The organism is Neosynechococcus sphagnicola sy1 (assembly GCF_000775285.1).
GTDB lineage: Bacteria > Cyanobacteriota > Cyanobacteriia > Neosynechococcales > Neosynechococcaceae > Neosynechococcus > Neosynechococcus sphagnicola.
Genome location: NZ_JJML01000003.1, coordinates 117964 through 136153 on the forward strand (window position 1 = coordinate 117964; position 18190 = coordinate 136153).

15 protein-coding genes and 3 pseudogenes are annotated in these 18190 nt (G+C 52.6%); 8 read left to right on the forward strand and 10 right to left on the reverse strand.

What is annotated here, in order from left to right; genetic code table 11:
• Positions 1 to 42: 42 nt before the first annotated feature.
• From DO97_RS02130 to DO97_RS02165, 8 genes and pseudogenes are all read right to left on the reverse strand, one after another.
• Complete coding sequence (locus DO97_RS02130; RefSeq protein ID WP_052128288.1) at positions 43 to 768, reverse strand: methyltransferase; 726 nt, start codon at positions 766 to 768, stop codon at positions 43 to 45.
• Between the two features lie 13 nt (positions 769 to 781).
• The gene (locus DO97_RS02135) at positions 782 to 2398 is read right to left on the reverse strand and encodes a 2-isopropylmalate synthase (protein WP_036530787.1); all 1617 of its coding nucleotides are present in this window, start codon (positions 2396 to 2398) and stop codon (positions 782 to 784) included.
• A gap of 267 nt (positions 2399 to 2665) precedes the next feature.
• Positions 2666 to 3818 (reverse strand): annotated as a pseudogene (gene gshA / locus DO97_RS02140) (glutamate--cysteine ligase).
• 326 nt (positions 3819 to 4144) lie between these two features.
• Positions 4145 to 5570, reverse strand: a pseudogene (gene glmM / locus DO97_RS30620) (phosphoglucosamine mutase).
• A 110-nt stretch (positions 5571 to 5680) separates the two neighbouring features.
• Entirely contained in the window at positions 5681 to 5977 is a 297-nt protein-coding gene (locus DO97_RS02150) for a DUF7734 family protein (RefSeq protein WP_036530788.1), read from the reverse strand.
• Complete coding sequence (locus DO97_RS02155; protein ID WP_036530789.1) at positions 5977 to 6372, reverse strand: C6orf136 family protein; 396 nt, start codon at positions 6370 to 6372, stop codon at positions 5977 to 5979. Before DO97_RS02155 ends, DO97_RS02150 begins: the two co-directional genes overlap by 1 nt.
• Positions 6373 to 6384: 12 nt before the next feature.
• Positions 6385 to 6987: a DUF3177 family protein gene (locus tag DO97_RS02160; protein WP_036530790.1), complete on the reverse strand. Its 603-nt coding sequence runs from the start codon at positions 6985 to 6987 to the stop codon at positions 6385 to 6387.
• Positions 6988 to 7309: 322 nt separating this feature from the next.
• Positions 7310 to 7531, reverse strand: coding sequence for a Calvin cycle protein CP12 (locus DO97_RS02165; protein WP_036530791.1), 222 nt, complete (start codon positions 7529 to 7531; stop codon positions 7310 to 7312).
• A gap of 341 nt (positions 7532 to 7872) precedes the next feature.
• Between DO97_RS02165 and DO97_RS02170 the strand changes: the two genes are divergently transcribed.
• Positions 7873 to 8385: a universal stress protein gene (locus tag DO97_RS02170; protein WP_036530792.1), complete on the forward strand. Its 513-nt coding sequence runs from the start codon at positions 7873 to 7875 to the stop codon at positions 8383 to 8385.
• Between the two features lie 84 nt (positions 8386 to 8469).
• On the opposite strand, the gene DO97_RS02175 is transcribed toward DO97_RS02170, so the two are convergent.
• Entirely contained in the window at positions 8470 to 8658 is a 189-nt protein-coding gene (locus DO97_RS02175) for a hypothetical protein (RefSeq protein ID WP_036530794.1), read from the reverse strand.
• Positions 8659 to 8805: 147 nt separating this feature from the next.
• Here DO97_RS02175 and DO97_RS02180 point away from each other — a divergent pair, with 147 nt between their 5' ends.
• The 3 genes from DO97_RS02180 to DO97_RS02190 all read left to right on the forward strand — a co-directional run bounded on the left by DO97_RS02180 (position 8806) and on the right by DO97_RS02190 (position 12076).
• Positions 8806 to 9795 (forward strand): aromatic ring-hydroxylating dioxygenase subunit alpha, encoded by a 990-nt coding sequence (locus tag DO97_RS02180; protein ID WP_036530795.1) that lies wholly within the window; start codon positions 8806 to 8808, stop codon positions 9793 to 9795.
• A gap of 155 nt (positions 9796 to 9950) precedes the next feature.
• On the forward strand, positions 9951 to 11015 hold the full coding sequence (locus DO97_RS02185; protein WP_072016320.1) for an aromatic ring-hydroxylating dioxygenase subunit alpha: 1065 nt from the start codon (positions 9951 to 9953) through the stop codon (positions 11013 to 11015).
• 11 nt (positions 11016 to 11026) lie between these two features.
• Entirely contained in the window at positions 11027 to 12076 is a 1050-nt protein-coding gene (locus DO97_RS02190; protein ID WP_052128289.1) for an aromatic ring-hydroxylating dioxygenase subunit alpha, read from the forward strand.
• 6 nt (positions 12077 to 12082) lie between these two features.
• Here the strand turns inward: DO97_RS02190 and DO97_RS30000 are convergent.
• Positions 12083 to 12169, reverse strand: a pseudogene (locus DO97_RS30000) (transposase-like zinc-binding domain-containing protein); the annotation flags it as partial.
• Between the two features lie 358 nt (positions 12170 to 12527).
• On the opposite strand from DO97_RS30000, the gene DO97_RS23565 reads away from it, so the two are divergent.
• From DO97_RS23565 to DO97_RS02205, 4 genes are read left to right on the forward strand one after another with little or no spacing between them, the layout of a single operon-like run.
• Positions 12528 to 13253: a 2Fe-2S iron-sulfur cluster-binding protein gene (locus DO97_RS23565; RefSeq protein WP_156120389.1), complete on the forward strand. Its 726-nt coding sequence runs from the start codon at positions 12528 to 12530 to the stop codon at positions 13251 to 13253.
• On the forward strand, positions 13246 to 16746 hold the full coding sequence (locus DO97_RS02195) for a molybdopterin cofactor-binding domain-containing protein (RefSeq protein WP_239651372.1): 3501 nt from the start codon (positions 13246 to 13248) through the stop codon (positions 16744 to 16746). The genes DO97_RS23565 and DO97_RS02195 overlap by 8 nt, the downstream gene beginning before the upstream one ends.
• Positions 16743 to 17009, forward strand: coding sequence for a nucleoside deaminase (locus tag DO97_RS02200; RefSeq protein ID WP_052128290.1), 267 nt, complete (start codon positions 16743 to 16745; stop codon positions 17007 to 17009). The genes DO97_RS02195 and DO97_RS02200 overlap by 4 nt, the downstream gene beginning before the upstream one ends.
• Positions 17006 to 18097 carry a hypothetical protein gene (locus tag DO97_RS02205; RefSeq protein ID WP_036530797.1) on the forward strand — a complete coding sequence of 364 codons (1092 nt, stop codon included), beginning with the start codon at positions 17006 to 17008 and terminating at the stop codon, positions 18095 to 18097. The genes DO97_RS02200 and DO97_RS02205 overlap by 4 nt, the downstream gene beginning before the upstream one ends.
• The last annotated feature ends 93 nt before the right edge of the window (positions 18098 to 18190 follow it).

The window sequence follows — 18190 nt, forward strand, 5'->3', positions numbered from 1 at the left end:
GCAAGGGAGATTAGCGATCGCGTCTAGCCAGCCAGCGTCTGATTAACGCTCAAAACAGAGCAAGAGAGTCGTATCTGCTGGATCTTGGTATTGACAGGTTACGGATTGGAATCCATGGCGGTGCCCTAATTCCGTCAGGGTAATTTGGGTTTCAGGAAAATCACAGATGGTAATGTGACTTTCCACCATCTGGTATTCCTGGGGGGTGAGTCGGCTCCAATCCTGCTGTACCGCTGCCATATAACGACGGAGATAGGTTTCCCGATCCTCCTCAGGGCGGCGACAGATATCAATTAACATTAAAACCCCCGCTGGTTTGAGGAGCTGGGACAGTCGCCCCATGACCAAATCTTTTTGCGCCAGGGATAGGTGGTGCAGCGAAAAAGATACCAAAATCAAATCAAAGGGGTGCTCGTAATTTTGCACCCAATCAAAAAAGTCATCCTGCACCCAGGTGCTCTGGCAGGGCAGCGCCGCCAGATTTTCCTGGGCGATCGCTAGGGCTGTAGCCGACAGATCCACCCCTGTATAGGTGGCAATGGGGGTCTCTACCAGCGCTTGGGAGATAAATTCAGCATCTCCACATCCTAGATCTAAGAGGGAAAAAGGATGGTGAAACTGCTGCAACAGCAAGTCATGAACTACACCATAAACTTCACGATGTCCCATGTAATTGTGGTGCAGGACTTTTTGGTAGAGATGCCACTGATCATTAAAGATCTGATCGGGAGGGGTAGTCACTGCTGCCAGGGAGTTGGAGTCTGTCATAGTATCAAGGCTCTTAGACCTCTGCGATCGCCGGAGTTGCAGCTAGCTTGAGGGTGCCACTTTTCAAAGCTGCATAGAGACGATTGAGGGCATTGATGTAGGCTTGGGCAGAGGCCACAATAATATCAGTATTGGCCGCATGGCCAGAAAAAATCCGCTCCCCATAGCGCAGACGAATGGTGACTTCTCCAATTGCGTCAATGCCTGCGGTGACGGACTGCACCGAAAATTCAATCAGTTCATTGGGCACCTGCACCAAGCGATTGACGGCTTTATAGACCGCATCCACTGGCCCAGTCCCAATGGCTGCATCGGTCAGTTCCTGCCCCTCTGGGGTGCGGAGCGTCACCGTTGCCGTAGGACAGGTGCTGTTCCCACAGGAAACCTGAACCCGCTCCAAGCGGAATAACTCGGGAGCCTGCTGAATTTCGTCATTGACAATGGCTTCTAGATCCCAATCGGAAATTTCTTTCTTCTTATCGGCCAATTCCTTAAACCGCAGAAAGGCCTTATTTAAATCCTGCTCTGATAGCTCAAAGCCCAATTCTTTCAAGCGGGTGCGAAAGGCATTGCGTCCCGAGTGCTTCCCCAGGACAATCTGATTATCGGTCAGCCCAATGGACTGGGCATCCATAATTTCGTAGGTCAGCTTATGCTTTAGCACCCCATCTTGGTGAATGCCCGACTCGTGGGCAAAGGCATTGGCTCCCACGATCGCCTTGTTGGGTTGTACCAGTAACCCGGTTAGGTTAGAAACCAGGCGAGAGGTCTTATAAATCTGGCGAGTATCAATCCGGGTGAGGGGGGCTTCGGAGTCTACGGGCCGCCCCAAAAATGGATTATAGTACTGCCGTCTCACGTGGAGCGCCATCACCAATTCTTCTAAGGCCGCGTTCCCAGCCCGCTCTCCAATCCCATTAATGGTGCATTCCAGTTGCCTTGCCCCGTACTTAACGGCCTCCAGGAAGTTGGCAACGGCCAACCCTAAATCATTGTGACCATGCACCGAAATCACCGCCTGATCCACATTGGGGACATGTTCAGCAATGCCCCGAATCAAAGCTCCAAATTCTGCGGGGGTAGTGTAGCCCACCGTATCGGGAATATTAATCGTGGTGGCTCCAGCCGCGATCGCCCGTTCTAACACCTGATAGAGAAATTCTGGATCGGAGCGCCCGGCATCTTCGGGGGAGAATTCCACATCGTCGATTAACGATTTGGCGTAGGCCACCATGTCTCCTGCGATCGCCAGTACTTCCTCCCTAGTTTTCTTCAGTTTGTACTGGAGATGAATATCGGAAGTGGCAATAAAGGTATGAATACGTCCATGCGCTGCTGGCTTGAGAGCCTCTGCTGCAGCTTGAATATCCGGACGGGTTGATCGAGCCAATCCACAAATAATTGGCCCCTCTTCGGTGCCCACGATCTGGGCAATTCGACTAACTGCCTCAAAATCTCCAGGACTAGCGAAGGGAAAGCCAGCCTCAATCACATCTACCCCTAAGCGTGCCAGTTGTCGGGCAATTACCAGCTTTTCATCCACATTCAGGGTGGCACCGGGGCACTGTTCCCCATCGCGGAGTGTGGTGTCAAAAATGATAATTCGGTCTTTCTGGGGTTGCGTTTTCATGGGGTTGTAGAGCGGCAATACGAAAAGACAGGAATGGAAATTGATCGATTGATCGGATAGTTTGATATTAGCCTACTGCTTCTAGAACAGTCTTAACATCCTTCCTGAAAGCTGGTCTTCCTCCAAACACAGCTGAAACAAATCTTGGTTGCTGCACTCCTCAAAAGTGATTAAAGCTAACGGTTTCCCTAGCTGGATTCCCCCCAACGGAGGCGCTGAGAAGTTTATCGATGAAGTGCTGTAGGCGATGAAGCCAACGCTGGCGAGTTAAGCGACTTGGGGTTGGCAGAGCTGGGCCTCAAGCGCCTGTTCCTGCTGCTGCATTGACTGAATTGCCTGGGTAATAATCCTGCGCGGGTCAAGACCCTGCTGATATTGCTGTAGCCAATGCTGGGCCATATTGCCGTCTCGAAGAAGTTTTTTTCACGGGAGACAGAAAGCAGCTAAACCCATGCTGTTGAGCCAAGGGCCAACACTCTTGATACAGTTGGGCAATCCAATCTCGAGCCAAAATCGGACGCCCATCTTGCCAATGGTGCAGTTCAGCATCTAGGCTCTGGCGCGCAACCGCAGCTTCATTGGCTTGGGTGATGTCGAGTAGATCCTCACCACGGGTGGCTGTTGGCAGGCTACTGGCAGTCAGGGGATCTAATAGGGGGTCCTGGAGCAGCATCCACAGCCGTGCTTCTAGCAACGCCGTCACTGCGAGTAGCGCTAGGGGATCAACCATCAAATCACAAATCCGCAACTCTAACCGATTCAAGTTGTAGGGACGGCGATCGCCATTGGGACGTACCGACGACCACAGATGTCGGACATTCTGCATGGTGCCGGCAGCCAGCTGTTCATGGGTCCACTGGATAAAGTGGGCATGACTTTCAAATAACGGGACATGGGTTGGCGTGGCTGGGAATAACCCCCAACGGGTGGAGTGGTATCCCGTCACAGCCCCATCCAGAAATGGAGAGGATGCGCTCAGCGCCAGATAAAGGGGAGCCTCCACCCGCACCAGCCGACAGGCTCGCATCAGCACATCGGGATCACTGATGCCAATGTTAATGTGAATGCTGGCGGTTACCACTCGGGTGCCATAGGTTTGCTCAATGTAGGTGTGGTAGGCATTCCCTGGATCGGAGCGGTGGAATTTGTGGCTGTCTCCTAAGGAGAGGGTACTCCCCGGCAGAATCGTGAAGTCGCCAAGGCGATGCAGATACTTTCTCAACCGTCGGCGGGGGCTGACCAAGGCACAGAGCAGCCGTTCATAGTTACAGAGAGGGGCGGTTGTATACTCTACATTGCGGCTGTCGGGTTCCCGCACAAATCCATCGAGTGCGGCAACAATCTGATCGGACAGACCCACGATGTCACCCTGGGGCGTCCCCGTGTACATCTCAACTTCAAAGCCTTTTGATAGCTGCACGGTTTATCCTCAATTAGGTTGAGCGTTTTTCTCTTGAGTATCAGGGTGCTTGACCCCCATTCCCTAAAAAAACACCCAGTAGGATGCCTCTGGGTGTAGATTGTCGCAATTACCATTTCAGACTAAACATTGTCCTGACGAGCTGTCTCCTGTAAGTTATGGGTTGCCTCTCGAAACCTGGCGATGATTGCAATTTCAATGGCTTCAAGGACTGCAGGAAATGCCCCCTAGGTCTCGCCCCGATAGGTTAGTTGTATGATGTCGGTTGCGGATAATTTCTACTATCCTCTGAGATCGCAGTTCCACACTTCCCCCAGTTGGGTGATCTAGGCTAAGTGATGCTCGACGGCTGCAACCAGGGTATCTGTCCAGTGGTGGGCTAATTCTGCATTCACGGCTTCCACCATCACCCGGATTAAGGGTTCGGTGCCAGAGGCGCGCACCAGAATCCGTCCTTGGTCACCTAGGGCAGCTTCCGCGTGGGCAATGAGGGTCTGCAATGGGTCGCAGTTCTGCCAGTTGATGCGGCGATCACGATCCTCTACCCGGACATTTTTCAGGAGTTGGGGATAGGTTTGAAAGCTCTGGTCGATCAAGGTTGAGAGGCAGTCTCCGGACTGGCGCACCAGAGCGGCCAAGTGTAAAGCTGTTAACAGGCCATCGCCGCTGACGGCGTAGTGGCGGCAAAGGACATGTCCGGACTGTTCTCCCCCCAACATGGCTCCTTGCTGAACCATGGCTGCATGGACGTACTGATCCCCCACCGCCGTGCGCACCAGTTTTCCGCCCTGCTGTTCCCAGGCTTTCTCAAACCCCAGATTTGCCATCACAGTTGAGACAATGGTGTTTCCTGGCAATTGTTGCTTCTGGCGCAGGGCTTGTCCCCAGAGATAGAGAATATAATCTCCATCGACAACGCGACCCTTGGCATCCACCGCCAGCACCCGGTCGGCATCGCCATCAAAGGCAAAGCCAAGATTGGCATTGTAGTGAGCCACCGCAGCCTGTAAGGGACCCAGGTGGGTAGAGCCACACTGAACATTGATGCGATCTCCATCCGGGGGTGTCATGGAGACAGATCACCTCGGCTCCCGTGGCTTGAAACACTTCTGGAGCCAGCCGGGTAGCTGCCCCCCAAGCCAGATCGAGCACCACGCGCATCCCTTGAAGACTGACTTCGGAGACAATCGACTGGTGGAGCGACGCACCATAGGTTTCAACCATCTGGGGGCGGTGGCAATATTTTCCCCAATGAAAAGTTGGCGTGCCACTTAGACCGTTGCCCCGGAGAGCCGCCTCAATTTGTTGCTGTAACTGCACAGACAGCTTGGTACCATCCGCGCCAAAAATCTTGATGCCGTTATCTTCGGGAGGGTTGTGGCTGGCTGAGATCATCACCCCACCCAGGGCATGGGAAGCACTGGTCAGGTAGGCTACTCCTGGGGTGGGGCACAGTCCCAAGTTCCAAACTTCTAACCCCGCGGCGGTCAATCCTGCTGCGATCGCCATGGCGAGCATATCGCTAGAAGTGCGGGAGTCTTGCCCAACAATCACCGGGCCAAGGGAATCTCCGGCATCCCCCCGCAACACCTGTCCTGCCCAGTACCCCACCTGTAGGGCCAAGGGGGCACCCAGGAGTTCACCCACCCGTCCCCGAATACCATCGGTACCAAACAGCGGCGTTGTTGGAAGAGGAACATAACCGCCTAAACAACTATAGGTCTGGGAGCCAGATACCGGGGACTGAACCATGATGTTGTACACTCCACACAAACACACTCACATTGTGGAGAATAACATTTTCTTCCTCAGGTTCCCGCGATCTCCAATGGGTTGGATTTCTGCCCAGTCCTCTGCTGCCCTCAGATCAAGCCTTGTAATAGCAGTTCCATCTCCTCCCAGATCAGTCCCTGTTGCAGATAGCGGGGAGCTTGGGGATCATAGGGACTCTGCAATCGGTCAATTTTGAGAATTTCAGCCTCCAGGGGCAGGACAGGGACATCAGGGTCAAAGGCCGTCGGGCGAGTTAAGGAACTGGAATAGCCCCGGAAGATCACCACTTGATCCAGGTTCCCCCTCACTGAGAGGGATACCAACAACACTTCCTCAGGGTTCTGAGTGGTGTAGTGTTCGAGACGTTTTCCGATGGAGGGTAACATCAATTGTGCTCAGGGATCGATGCCCGAAAATGTTGCTGTAAAACGTGCAGTCGGGTGCAATGCCAGTAGTCAATATGGGAGCTGATCAGACCGTCTGGATTCAAGAGCAATTCACTCCAACCCGCGATCGCAATTCGAGGAGCCCAGGGTAAGGGCGCAGTCCAACTCAAGGTCCAATGGGTTTCAATGCGCTGATCCGTGTGTTGAATGTCATGGAGTTCCAACCGGGGATGGGTAAACCAGGTCTGGATTAAACCAATCATTTGTCGATAGCGATCCACACCCCGGAAACGGTTAAGGGGGTCTTGAAAGTAGACATCCGGAGCATACAGACTATAGGTCTGATCCGCTGGGAAGCGCTGATAGTCCTCGCGTAAACATTGCAAAATGTCCATGGTGGCTGACGCTCAATATATCGTTGCTGAACGTCCCTGCTTGCCCAGGCGGTAAAGAACGAAATGACCCAAATACAAAACATAGATTACCAGTCCGACAATCCCTAAGAACCCTAGGAATTGTGGGGTGGTTTTGGCATGGAACAACGCCTTAAACCCCCAGGGGGCTTCCAGCCAAACGCGACAAAAGGGGCGATCGAGCAAGCTGGTTTGTGAGGTTACGGCACAGGACAAAAAGGGAACCTGGGCGATCGCACCCAGGGCAAAATAAACGGTCATTGCCCAGCGCCAAGCCAGGAGGGTGAATTTCAGCGGACTCTTGGGTTGTTCGCGAATTTCTTCGTTCAGATCAGCCCAGAACCATAACCCCAGCGGAATTAAGATTTGCGCCAATAAGGCTGAGATAAAGCTAATGGGTAGGGCAGCAATCATTAAGTACAGTGTAATTACCAGCAAACTAGCAACCCGCCAGTAGATCACCAGCAATTTTTGAATGGCTTCAGCCTTGCGAACAAACGCCCAGACTAACAGCACCAGAGGAACCGTCACCGTAAACAAAACGGCGAGACGATAGTCAGTCCAGACCAGCGATCGCAACCAAAGCTCACTTTGCATAAATCAGAGAAGAGAAAAAGAATAGGGCGGGGAATTTCAGATCTGAGGGCAGCCAGCTGCATCCAGCCATTACCTGAAGTCATTATATATAGTGCCGGTCAGGCAGCTTAGAACCAGACAGTTAAACGCCGATGCTGGAAGCCTGCCTGACACACCATCACCCCAGAGCTTTGGGCGATGGCGATCAATTACGGGGGCAGGCTGCCCTAGGACTGGTCTCAACCAAAAAAAGCAACCTCGATCTCCTAGGTTCGGAATCTGGGTTGCTTACAAAATCCTAGGTGGTAGTTGAACTGAGGCCAGATACACCAGAGACCACTTCTTAGTCTTCGTACAGCCGACACTCCGCTGCGTCGGGGTTGTCATCACAATATTGTTCCAGAGAATTTTTGGGTTTGACTTGACGCTGGTGAGACGCCTCGGCCTGGAGTTCCTCAACCGCATCCCACGCTGCCGCACACTCAGCAGAGGTACCGCCACTCACGTCACAGACCGCACGGGCTTCGGTCAGCTCTTGTTCGATTTGTTCTTGGATATTGCTCATGGATTTTTTAGTTATCTCAGTTGCTGTTATTGAGTAAAGGAGATGTTCTCGAAGGCTCTGGCAATTGCTGGGTGGCATCAAGATATAACCAATCGCAGCCATGAACCAGTCATCTGGGTGGGACTCTCTAACTAATAGTAGTCATACACGAGACTGCACCCTTGCATCTGTACTGTGCGTTATCTTTTAAGGTTCCATCACCCATATCCAGGCCAGAGGCCGCCGAGAAAACCTGATGGTTGAACTTTACATAACTATATACTAGCAATTGATCCGGGGGTTACGGTAAAGCAGGTAAACTGAGCTGTAGAAGGCTGAACTCTAGAATCCTCAAGATGTCTATGTTTCACAAAATTCTGGTGGCCCTAGATCACTCCGCAGCGTCCCAGCGGGTCTTTAATGAAGCCCTGCAACTGGCGAAACTGCTGGAATCCCATCTCTTATTACTACATATCCACTCCTCGGAAGAATACGGTTACCCGATGATGTGGGTGACCCCCAGTATTGGCAGTTCCTACCCTGGGGTCTACGACCAGCTTGTGGATAGCTACCTGAAGCTGCGGGAAACGTTTGAGCAGCAAGGTCTGGAACTTCTGAAATCTCAAGCAGCAGTCGCGATCGCCGCTGGCATCACCACCGAGTTCTCCCAAAATACCGGGGAACCCGGCCCTCGCATCTGTGATCTGGCTAAGAATTGGGAGGCTGATTTAGTAATTGTGGGTCGCCGGCAACAACATGCCCTGAGTGAGTGGTTCTTTGGCAGTGTGAGCAACCACGTCTTGCACCATGCCCCCTGCTCGGTACTGGCGATTCAGGGACAAACTGAGCCGCAGGAGACTGTTGCACAATCTTGATCTCAATGCCAGGGAAGAGCCACGTCATCTTAGTGATTAGCGACCTCAGCCTCTACCCTCTTCGGCAAGTCTGGTTTTTGTCCCCTAAAATTTAACCACCAAAGCAATGACGGCAGCAAAAGCACCAAGTGTTGCCAAGCCAATCCCAGCCATCTTCAGCTCATGAAGTTGGATGGCTCGTTGGGTCATCCGTTCGATGTTGTCGCGAAAGTCCTCAACAATGTCAAGTTGAGTGTCAGACAGCTCTTTAGAGGTGTGGATGGGTTGCAACATGTGACAGGGTATTGATTGAATTTAGGATTACTACGAATTTTTATAAGGATATTACAGATAAACGGGAATCGAAAAGGACTATGTTGTTTTATTAAGTATTAGTGCGGTGCCAACCCGTTATTGATCCTGAATTGAGAATGTTGGGGAATGCTCAAAAACTTTTGGTACGCCGTTGGGTTAAGTTCTCAGATCATTGGTCAACCCAGGCCAGTGACCCTATTGGGACACAAGATTGTCCTTTATCGCAATCCAGCTGGCGCAGTGGTGGCACTAGAAGATCGTTGTGCCCATAGGGGGGCGGCGCTTTCGGGGGGTTGGGTTGAGGGAGATTGTCTGCGTTGCCCCTATCACGGATGGGAATATCAGAGCGATGGTAGCTGCATTGAAATTCCAGCCAATCAACCCAACGTGGTAATTCCAAAGCGTGCCCGACTTGCTACCTATCCGGTACAAGAGCAATATGGCCTGGTTTGGCTCTTTTTGGGGGATCTCCCAGCCCCAGAGCATCCCCCGATTCCCCCGTTGCCGGAATATGACGCTCCCGATTGGCGAGCCATCCACGGTGAAGCAGTGTGGAATGCCCACTTTACAAGGGTTACCGAAGGGAATATGGACAGTTCCCACGCCCCCTTTGTCCATTCCGCATTCTTTGGCAACCGGGACGAGGCACAGGTAGAGGATTACCAGGTGGATCTTCAACCTTGGAGTGTGAGTGCCTTAACCGTCTCTAAGCCGCCCAAACCTGTGGGCTTACTAAAACTGCTGTTGAAACGCCATCGGCCCACTACCAGTGCGATTTTGACAGCCTATCTCCCTGGGATTAATCGGATCGATGTCGATTTTAAATTCCAGGGCTATCGATTTATTTATTTCGGTGCCAACACCCCCGTTGATGAAAATACAACGATTACCCGCTGGATTGGCTTGCGTAACTTTTTCACGGCTGCCTGGGCTGATGGCAACTCCCGTAGCAATGTGATCAAAACCTATCTAGAGGATCGCCATGTGATCGAAACCATGCGGCCTAAAATTGTCCCCTTTGATGGCAAGACAGAAGTCCTGGTAGCTTCTGATGCCCTGCAAGTCGGCTACCGCAAGCTTCTGAAACAATGCGTCGATCGCGGTTGGATGATCTAGATCTAGGCGATCGCCCCCTCTGTCATTTCCTGTGGGTGGGGATGTAGTTAGCGGTCTATTTGTTGCTCTATCATCGGTGCATTCCCTAGGTCTACGTCCTCGATTGATCCAGCCTGTTCCCCCAAAAACTATCAACCTCAAGGAGGAGATCAAAAATGTTGAAGAATTTTTGGTATGCCGTGGAATTGAGCCATGAGGTGACTCAGAAGCCCAAACTCGTGACCCTGATGGGACGGGAGTTTGTCCTCTACCGCGAACCTCAGGGAACAGTGGTGGCTCTGAATAACCAGTGTGCCCATCGCGGGGCATCTCTGGCCGGGGGCTGGACAGAAGGCAACTGTATTCGCTGTCCTTACCATGGCTGGAAGTATCAGGCCGATGGAGCCTGTCTGGAGATTCCGGCCAATCAGCCGGGGGTTCCCATCCCCAAGCGGGCGCGGGTAAATGTCTATCCCGCCGAGGAAAAAAGTGGGTTTGTCTGGATTTACTACGGCGATCAAGCTGCATCGGAGCGACCTCCCGTACCGGATTTGCTCCCTGAACTCAATGATCCCAACTGGCGACCCGTGTATGGCGAATATACCTGGGATGCCCACTACACGCGGGTGATTGAAAGTAACTTAGATGTTTCCCACGCGGCTTATGTCCATCCCCCCTTCTTCGGCAACCGCGATCGCGCCGTGGTCGGGGATTATGAGGTGCGATTAGATGACTACAGTGCCACGGCTGTCGTTAAGGCTCCGGCACCGAAGCGGAAAACCCTCTTAAAATATCTCGGACAGAATCAGGAGCGCTACTCCATCGCCAGGATCTCAGTCTATATGCCCACCATTAACCGCATTGAAATCGACTTTGGCTTTCGAGGGTTCAAGTATATTTACTTCACCACCAGTTTGCCAATTGACGAAAAGACCACTCTGGCAAAATACATTGGCCTTCGCAACTTCCTCAAGTTTCCTTGGGCGGATGGCAACTCGCGCCAAAATGCGGTGGCTACCTACTTAGAAGATCAATTAATTGTCAAAACCTGTTACCCCAAGGCAGCTCCCACAGATCTGAAGCAGGAACTATTGGTCGGCTCCGATGGCTTGATTATTGGTTATCGCAAGCTCCTGCGACAATACCAAGAAAAGGGTTGGGAACTAGATGAATGGCAACCGACTCACCCGAGGCACACCCATGCCCCTGCCCCCGTTGTTGAACCTGTTTTAAACCTTTGAGGAGATTCTTGATGCTATTAAAAAATTTCTGGTACGCGGTGGAATTTAGCTCGGCGATCGCTGCTAAACCGGTACAGATTAAATTGATGGACTACAACTTCGCTCTCTATCGGGATACCCAAGGTCAGGTTGTGGCGCTGAAAGATCAATGTGCCCACCGGGGGGCGGCGCTCTCACCAGGTTGGGTTGAAGACAACTGTTTGCGCTGTCCTTACCACGGCTGGAAGTACCAGTCTGATGGGGTCTGTGTGGAAATTCCCGCCAATCAGCCGGGGGTTCCCATCCCCAAGCGGGCGCGAGTTGAGACCTATGAGGTTCAAGAAAAATATGGCTATGTCTGGTTGTTTTTCGGTGATTTACCCGCAGCAGAGCGTCCCCCAATTCCAGACTTTCCTCAGTTTGCCGATCCAAAATTACGCTGTGTTTATGGGCAATATACCTGGAATGCTCACTACACCCGTACCTTTGAAAATACAATTGATTGCTCCCATACCCTCTTCCTCCACAAACGATCTATTGGGGTGACCAATGAAGCCAGAATTGAAGACTTCGATGTCGAGATGGGAGAATGGGGAGCAAAAGCCACCCTCGACATCAACATTCGACGCTTACGCGGTGTTTGGAGTTGGATTTCTCGCAACAATCCTGAGACCCAGAGAACCTATCAATTTTTTCTCCCCAACATTACCTTTATTGGTCTCAAGTTTGGGAGTTTTCAACTAGATACCTTTATTGCCCATGTGCCCGTGGATGAGACAACAACCATTACTAAATGGGCATTTTTGCGTAACTTCCTGACCTTACCATTGATGGATGGTAGTACCCGCAAGATGGGAATTAAGCTGTTTCAAGAAGATGGGGCAGTGGTGAAAACTCAATTTCCAGGCCCGGTTCCCTTAGATTTACAGACTGAGTTGCTGGCTGCTTCCGACGCCACGATTTTGGCCTATCGGAAACTCTTGAAAAAATGCCAAGAACAGGGTTGGGTGATTGAACCACACCCCCCGATGTCTGTTGCGGAAAATCCTGCCATCAAGCAACTTCAGGAGTTAGGCAGTTGAACTCAAATCATGGCATTTCAACCGTTGTTTCCCATTGTGAATGTGACCATTCTTGACCGTGTGGGAAGAGGCACAACTAGGACAGACAGGCATAGGAGCACAACACCGTGAAACTCTACTTCTCCATCATTAAATCTTGAGCACTACCAACAGGCTATGGGTAAGTTGGAACAACGGATTCAGCGACTTCCTAATTTGCCAAAGTGGTTTGTGGAAATTACGGGTAAACTAACTTGACTATTGGATCATCTTTTTTTGGAGTTCTCTAAACCCACAACCAGTTGTAGGATAGAAAACAACAAGTTCAGAACACTACTGTAAGTTGCTTCTTTGCAGAAGGCTTTTCTACTCCAATGATTTTTTGCAACAGAAATGATTTTTTTGCAACAGAACCTTTCGGTTAGATCTAGTCCGGGACAACGACCGACGGAAAAAGGGAAAAGCGAGATCCATGAGCAAAATCAGACAGAGTGAGCAAGAGCTAGAGGCAGCAGCGGTTTCGGAGGATGCAAATCAGCTCGTATTCTGGCTGAACGGGGATAGGATGGGGCTGACAAATCCCGATCCCACCGTTCTGTTGGTGGAGTACCTACACAGTATTGGCTTGACGGGGACTAAAGTAGGCTGCGGTCAAGGGGGGTGTGGGGCCTGCACAGTGATGCTCTCCCAACTTGCCCCTGGGACAGGCCGCCCGGTGCACCGGGCGGTAAATGCTTGCCTGCGCCCCTTGTGCGCTGTGGATGGGATGATGGTAACCACCATTGAGGGGATTGGCAATGTTCATAGCCAACTTGATCCGACCCAGTACCTGATCGCGGCTAACAATGGGACACAATGCGGGTTTTGCACCCCTGGTTTTGTGATGAACACCCATGCCTTGCTGCAACAGAAACCGATGGCCTCTCAGCAGGAGATTGAAGATATTTTTGGAGGCAATCTCTGCCGATGTACAGGCTACCGACCCATCCTACAAGCCATGCGAACCCTGGCCCAGGACTACGAGGCCAGCCAGGATAACACGCCAAGCTGTCTGATTGATCCGGCTTTCCCGATGCAGTCGCGTTCGCAACTGGCGACGATCGACCTAACGGCCTTGACCCCCCGCCAATCAACCGCCCCGTACTCTACAGTTCAGCGGCAGTGGCCAGGAGTGGTATCGACCTGCGACGATCTCTGAGGCGCATCGACTCAAAAAACAGTTTGTTGAACAGGCGGGTCGGCAGCAGGTCAAACTCGTCTTTGGTAATACTGGCTCCGTCCTCTATCCCCAGGAAAAACCTCGGTATTTGATCGATATTTCGGCGATCGCAGAATTGGGCCGGATCAGCGAACATGCAACGGGCCTAGAGGTCGGGGCAACCGTTTCAATTCAGCACCTGATTGATGTCGCCACCGCTGTCATTTCCCGTCGTGCCGCCGACGAGACCACGGGGCTGCAAGCCTTAACCCGGCACGCGATTTTAATTGCCGGTTATCAGGTGCGATGTGCGGGCAGCGTTGCCGGTAATATCTTCATCACGCGAGACCATGCCAACCACGGTGCCCCCTTTCCCTCCGACTTATATACAATCCTGGCGACGCTGGGGGCTACTATCACGATCGGTTCCCAAGCCTATACCAACGGTGTTCAAACCTTTCTCCTGATCCAGATGCCCGCCGTGGATACCCTACCCCCGGACGCCATTATCCTCTCTTTCTATTTGCCTTATACCCGCCAGGGCGAGTTTGTACAAACCCATCGGGTGGCTCGTCGGCTCCAAATGGCCCATCCGATCGTCAATGCTGGCTTTCGACTGCGCCCGAATGGAGAGGGCCGTGTCCTCGAAGATGAAATTACCCTGATCTTCGGGGGACTAGCTGCCATGACCTACCGTGCCTCCAAAACTGAGCAGTTCCTAGTCGGCCAGATCTGGAATCAAGAAACCCTGTCCTCCGCCTTGGTTGTGTTGCAACAAGAAGTGCAGGAATGTACCTTGCCCATGACGGAAGAAGGGATCAGTACCGATTATCGTTGCCAGTTGGCGGTGAACCTGTTCTACAAGTTTTTCCTCCACGTTGCGGCGGCGATCGATCCGCAGCAGGTCGCCCCAGCAAACCGATCCGCTGCGATCCCCTATCACCGACCCCTCTCTTCAGGCAAACAGTTGTTCACTGCGTATCCAGCCCTCTTCCCCTTGACCCAACCGATCATCAAACGGGCGGCCTTTGTCCAGGCCTCCGGTGAGGTGAAGTACACCCAGGACTTATCTTTACCGGCGGGGGGATTGCATGCCGTCATCGTCAAAAGTACGCGCCCCCATGCTGATTTCTCTTTCACCCAGCAAACCCCTAACCTAGAAGCATTACAAACATTACTGCGAGAACGGTACGCAGACTTTCATACCTTGATCACCCGGGCGGATATTCCAGAGGATGGTACTCACTTAATTGGTCTGGGGGAGGATGATCCGGTGTTCAGTGAGGGCAGAGTCACCTGCGTGGGTGCACCGATTGGGTTGGCTGTCGCTGCTAGCCTAGCGACAGCCAAAGCCGCAGCAACGTTCATTGAACAGGACTGTATTGCCTATACCGATCTGCCCGCTGTTCTCACCCTCGAACAAGCGATCGCCGAAGACACTGCCCTACCGATGATCCGTCGGGCCGCCGATCCCGATGAAGATGTGCAACAGCGCATCCCCTCCTTGACTAGGGCCGGTAGTGATCTCGATTGGCTCCAGAACCCAAAGCTGCCTCTGGAGGATACCGAAGTGGCGATCGGCTCAGTCAGCACAGGGGGGCAAGCTCACTTTTATTTGGAAACCATGTGTGCCCTGGCGATTCCCGGTATGTATGACCAGATTACCGTCTATAGCTCAACCCAAAACCCCAATGGCGATCAAAGCCGGATCGCGCGGGCTTTGGGGATTCAGTCCAACCAAGTAACGGTGATTGTCGAGCAAATTGGTGGCGGTTTTGGGGGCAAGCAGCACCGGGCCAGCTTGGTCGGGGCCCAGGCGGCTGTGGCGGCCCGCAAACTGAACCGACCCATCCGCCTGCTCTACGATCGGGCTACCGATATGTTAATGGTTGGCAAAAGACACCCGTACCAAGGCAACTACCATATTGCCTACACCCGGCAGGGACTGTTGAAAGGATTGCATCTGGATTTAAAGTCAGATGCAGGGGACACCTACGACTGTTCGTTTGCGGTCATGGATCTGAGCCTGCTGCAATCCGATGGGTGTTACCAGGTGAATACGTTCCAGGCCAATGGCACCGTCTATCGCACCCATAAACCCAGTAACACAGCTTTTCGCACCTTTGGTAGCGTCCAGCCCTACGTGATCTTTGAAGATGCGATCGAACAGGTTGCACATCGGTTGAGTCAAACCCTGGGTCGGCGAGTGCTGCCGGAGGAGATTCGTCGTCAGAACCTATACCGAACCGGTGCGATCGAAGCTGGCGGAAGGGGTTGCGACCAAACTCACTTTGGCCAGGATCTTACCTTTTGTAATATCCGTGAGATCTGGGACAGTCTGTACCAGTCGTCGGAGTTTGAAAAGCGGGCCGCAGCAGTGGATCACTTTAACCAATCCCATCGCTGGCGCAAGCGGGGTATTGCTATGATTCCGCAGAAATATGGCATTGCCTTTACGGAACCCCGGGGTTCTCTGAATGCTTCTAGCGCCCTAGTGAATGTCAACATGGCGGATGGATCAGTGGTGATCAGCCATGGCGGGGTGGAAATGGGCCAAGGTCTCAATACCAAGATCGCTCAATTGGCAGCCAATACCCTGGGAATTCCCCTAGAAATGGTGCGGGTGACGGGCATTAACAGCGATGCGATCGTCAATGCCCCAGCAACGGCGGCATCCACTGGCTATGACTTAAATGGCGGCGCGGTGGAGTTAGCTTGTCGTACCCTCCGCACCCGCCTAGAGAATTTTTGCCGCGACATGGAGCAGTTTCATCCCCAGGATTGCATTCAGGACTGGCGGCATGATTGGGCCAACCGTTGGCGGCAAATTATCTTTAAGGCCTGGTTCAACCGGGTGAATCTGAGTGCCGTCGAACTCTACAAAAGCCCCCATTTTGTCGGCCTAAGTCAGCGCAATCCCCAGGGTCAACCGTTCCTCTATTTTGTCTACTCGGCCTCCGTCAGCGAGGTTGAGATTGATGTTTTGACCGGGGAGTTCACAATCCTGCGGGCTGATATTCTTTACGATTGCGGCAAGTCGCCTAACCCGGCGATCGATATTGGCCAACTGGAGGGGGCTTACGTGCAAGGGGTCGGCTTCGCTACGACCGAAGAATTGGTCTATGACCAAAATGGTAGTCTGGTCACCGATAACATTTGGAGCTACAAGCCTCCCTGCACTAAGACCATTCCCCTTGATTTTCGAGTCAGCCTGCATCCAGTGAACGAGGAGCGCAATACTCAAGAGGTGCTGGCAGAAAAGCAGGCAGTCAAATCCTCTAAAGCGGCAGGCGAACCGGGGTTAACCCTAGGCATCTCTGCTTATTTTGCGATTAAACGAGCTGTCATGGCGGCGCGTCGAGAACTAACCGGGAAGGATGACTGGTTTAGTCTGGATTTACCGGCTACTTGTGAACGAATTCAGACCCATTGTGGGGTCACAACCACTTCCCTGGCGTTGCATATTCCCAATTCCCAGGGAGAAGCCAGATGATCACCGCCGATCAGGAGCGATTTATGCGTCGCGCGATCGCACTATCGGCCCAAGCCAGTCTGGAATATGGGACTGGTGGCCCCTTCGGGGCGCTGGTGGTCAAGGACAACAGGATTGTCGCTGAGGGAATGAACCGGGTGATGGCCAGTCATGACCCGACCTGGCATGGCGAAATGGAAGCGATCCGTTTGGCCTGCATTACCCTCCAAAGGTCTGATCTGAGCGGCTGCACCTTATACACCCCCAGCGAACCCTCCCCATGAGCGACTCTACCCCGTCCCCCGCCAGTGCGATTCCAGATTTTTTACGCGAGGTGATCACCGATCAGCCCCCCGCCAGCGATCGCGACGTTGCTGAGCAGGCAATTTTGGATCTCAACGCTTCCATGATGCAATTTTATGATCAGTCCCTAGAGAAGTTTAAGCAAAATCTGCTCGATCGCGCCCCCGTCATTCTGGCCCTGTTTACCGGCGCAGGGGGGCAGATGATTCTGTATCGCCCTGGCCATGATCCTGAGGTGGCTCCACCGGTGCCGATCGTGTATCAGTTGGCCAAGTCAGTTGGCCACAGCACCATGGCCATTTATCAGATTATATTTCCCTACTTGGCAAACCCAGCGGCCAATCCACTGTGGCGGCTCCCTCTAAGGTTGTATCGCACCCAAAACCAAATCGCCCTCGATAGCCTGGCGGCTTTGGACATTTCTGAAAATGACCGAGGGGTGCTGCGGGCTATTCTGGAACGCAATCTGACATTTATGGATACCTGTCTTGAGCAGGGAACCTATAGCTATGAAGCGGCAGAGACATTCATCCGTGACTGTGCCCCCTACTCGATCAAAACGATTGATATTGGCTCATCTGCCCAGGTCGGACATTGGATGAAGGTGGTCGAAGACTGGAAGCGGCAATTGGGCCCAGACTGGCAGCACACCTACGCTTTGAGTAATACGCTTTACGTGACACGCCAAAATAACATTTTGTTCTCCGTCCTAGTTCAGTTCATGGGCACTGAAACCATGGGCGATCGACTGTTGTTAATTGAGACTGCCGAATTTGAAACCACCCCCGCCAAGATGCTGGATGTCCTCACCCGCATCATCGCCGATCGCGCTGTGGGTATGGTGTTCTTCCGCAACTACTTTGCTATGGATGTGGAATTGCTTGGCGGTGGCGGTCGCAGGGCGATCGAGTTTGAAATGAACCAACGCGGGTTGCCGCCCCTATTGCCCACCTTAGCGCCATTCCGTTCCAATGCCTGGCCCTGGAAAACCGACCCGACCCAGGGCGAGGGGCCGGCTACGTTAGAAGATATACCCCAGTGGGCTAATAGTCGCTGTCCTTTTCATTAAGTCATGTTACGTAGAACCGGAACTGCCTCTCATCCCCCCACACCTACTCCCCATGGGGAGTAGGAAAAGTTTTCTCTTGTCCTCTCTGCCATT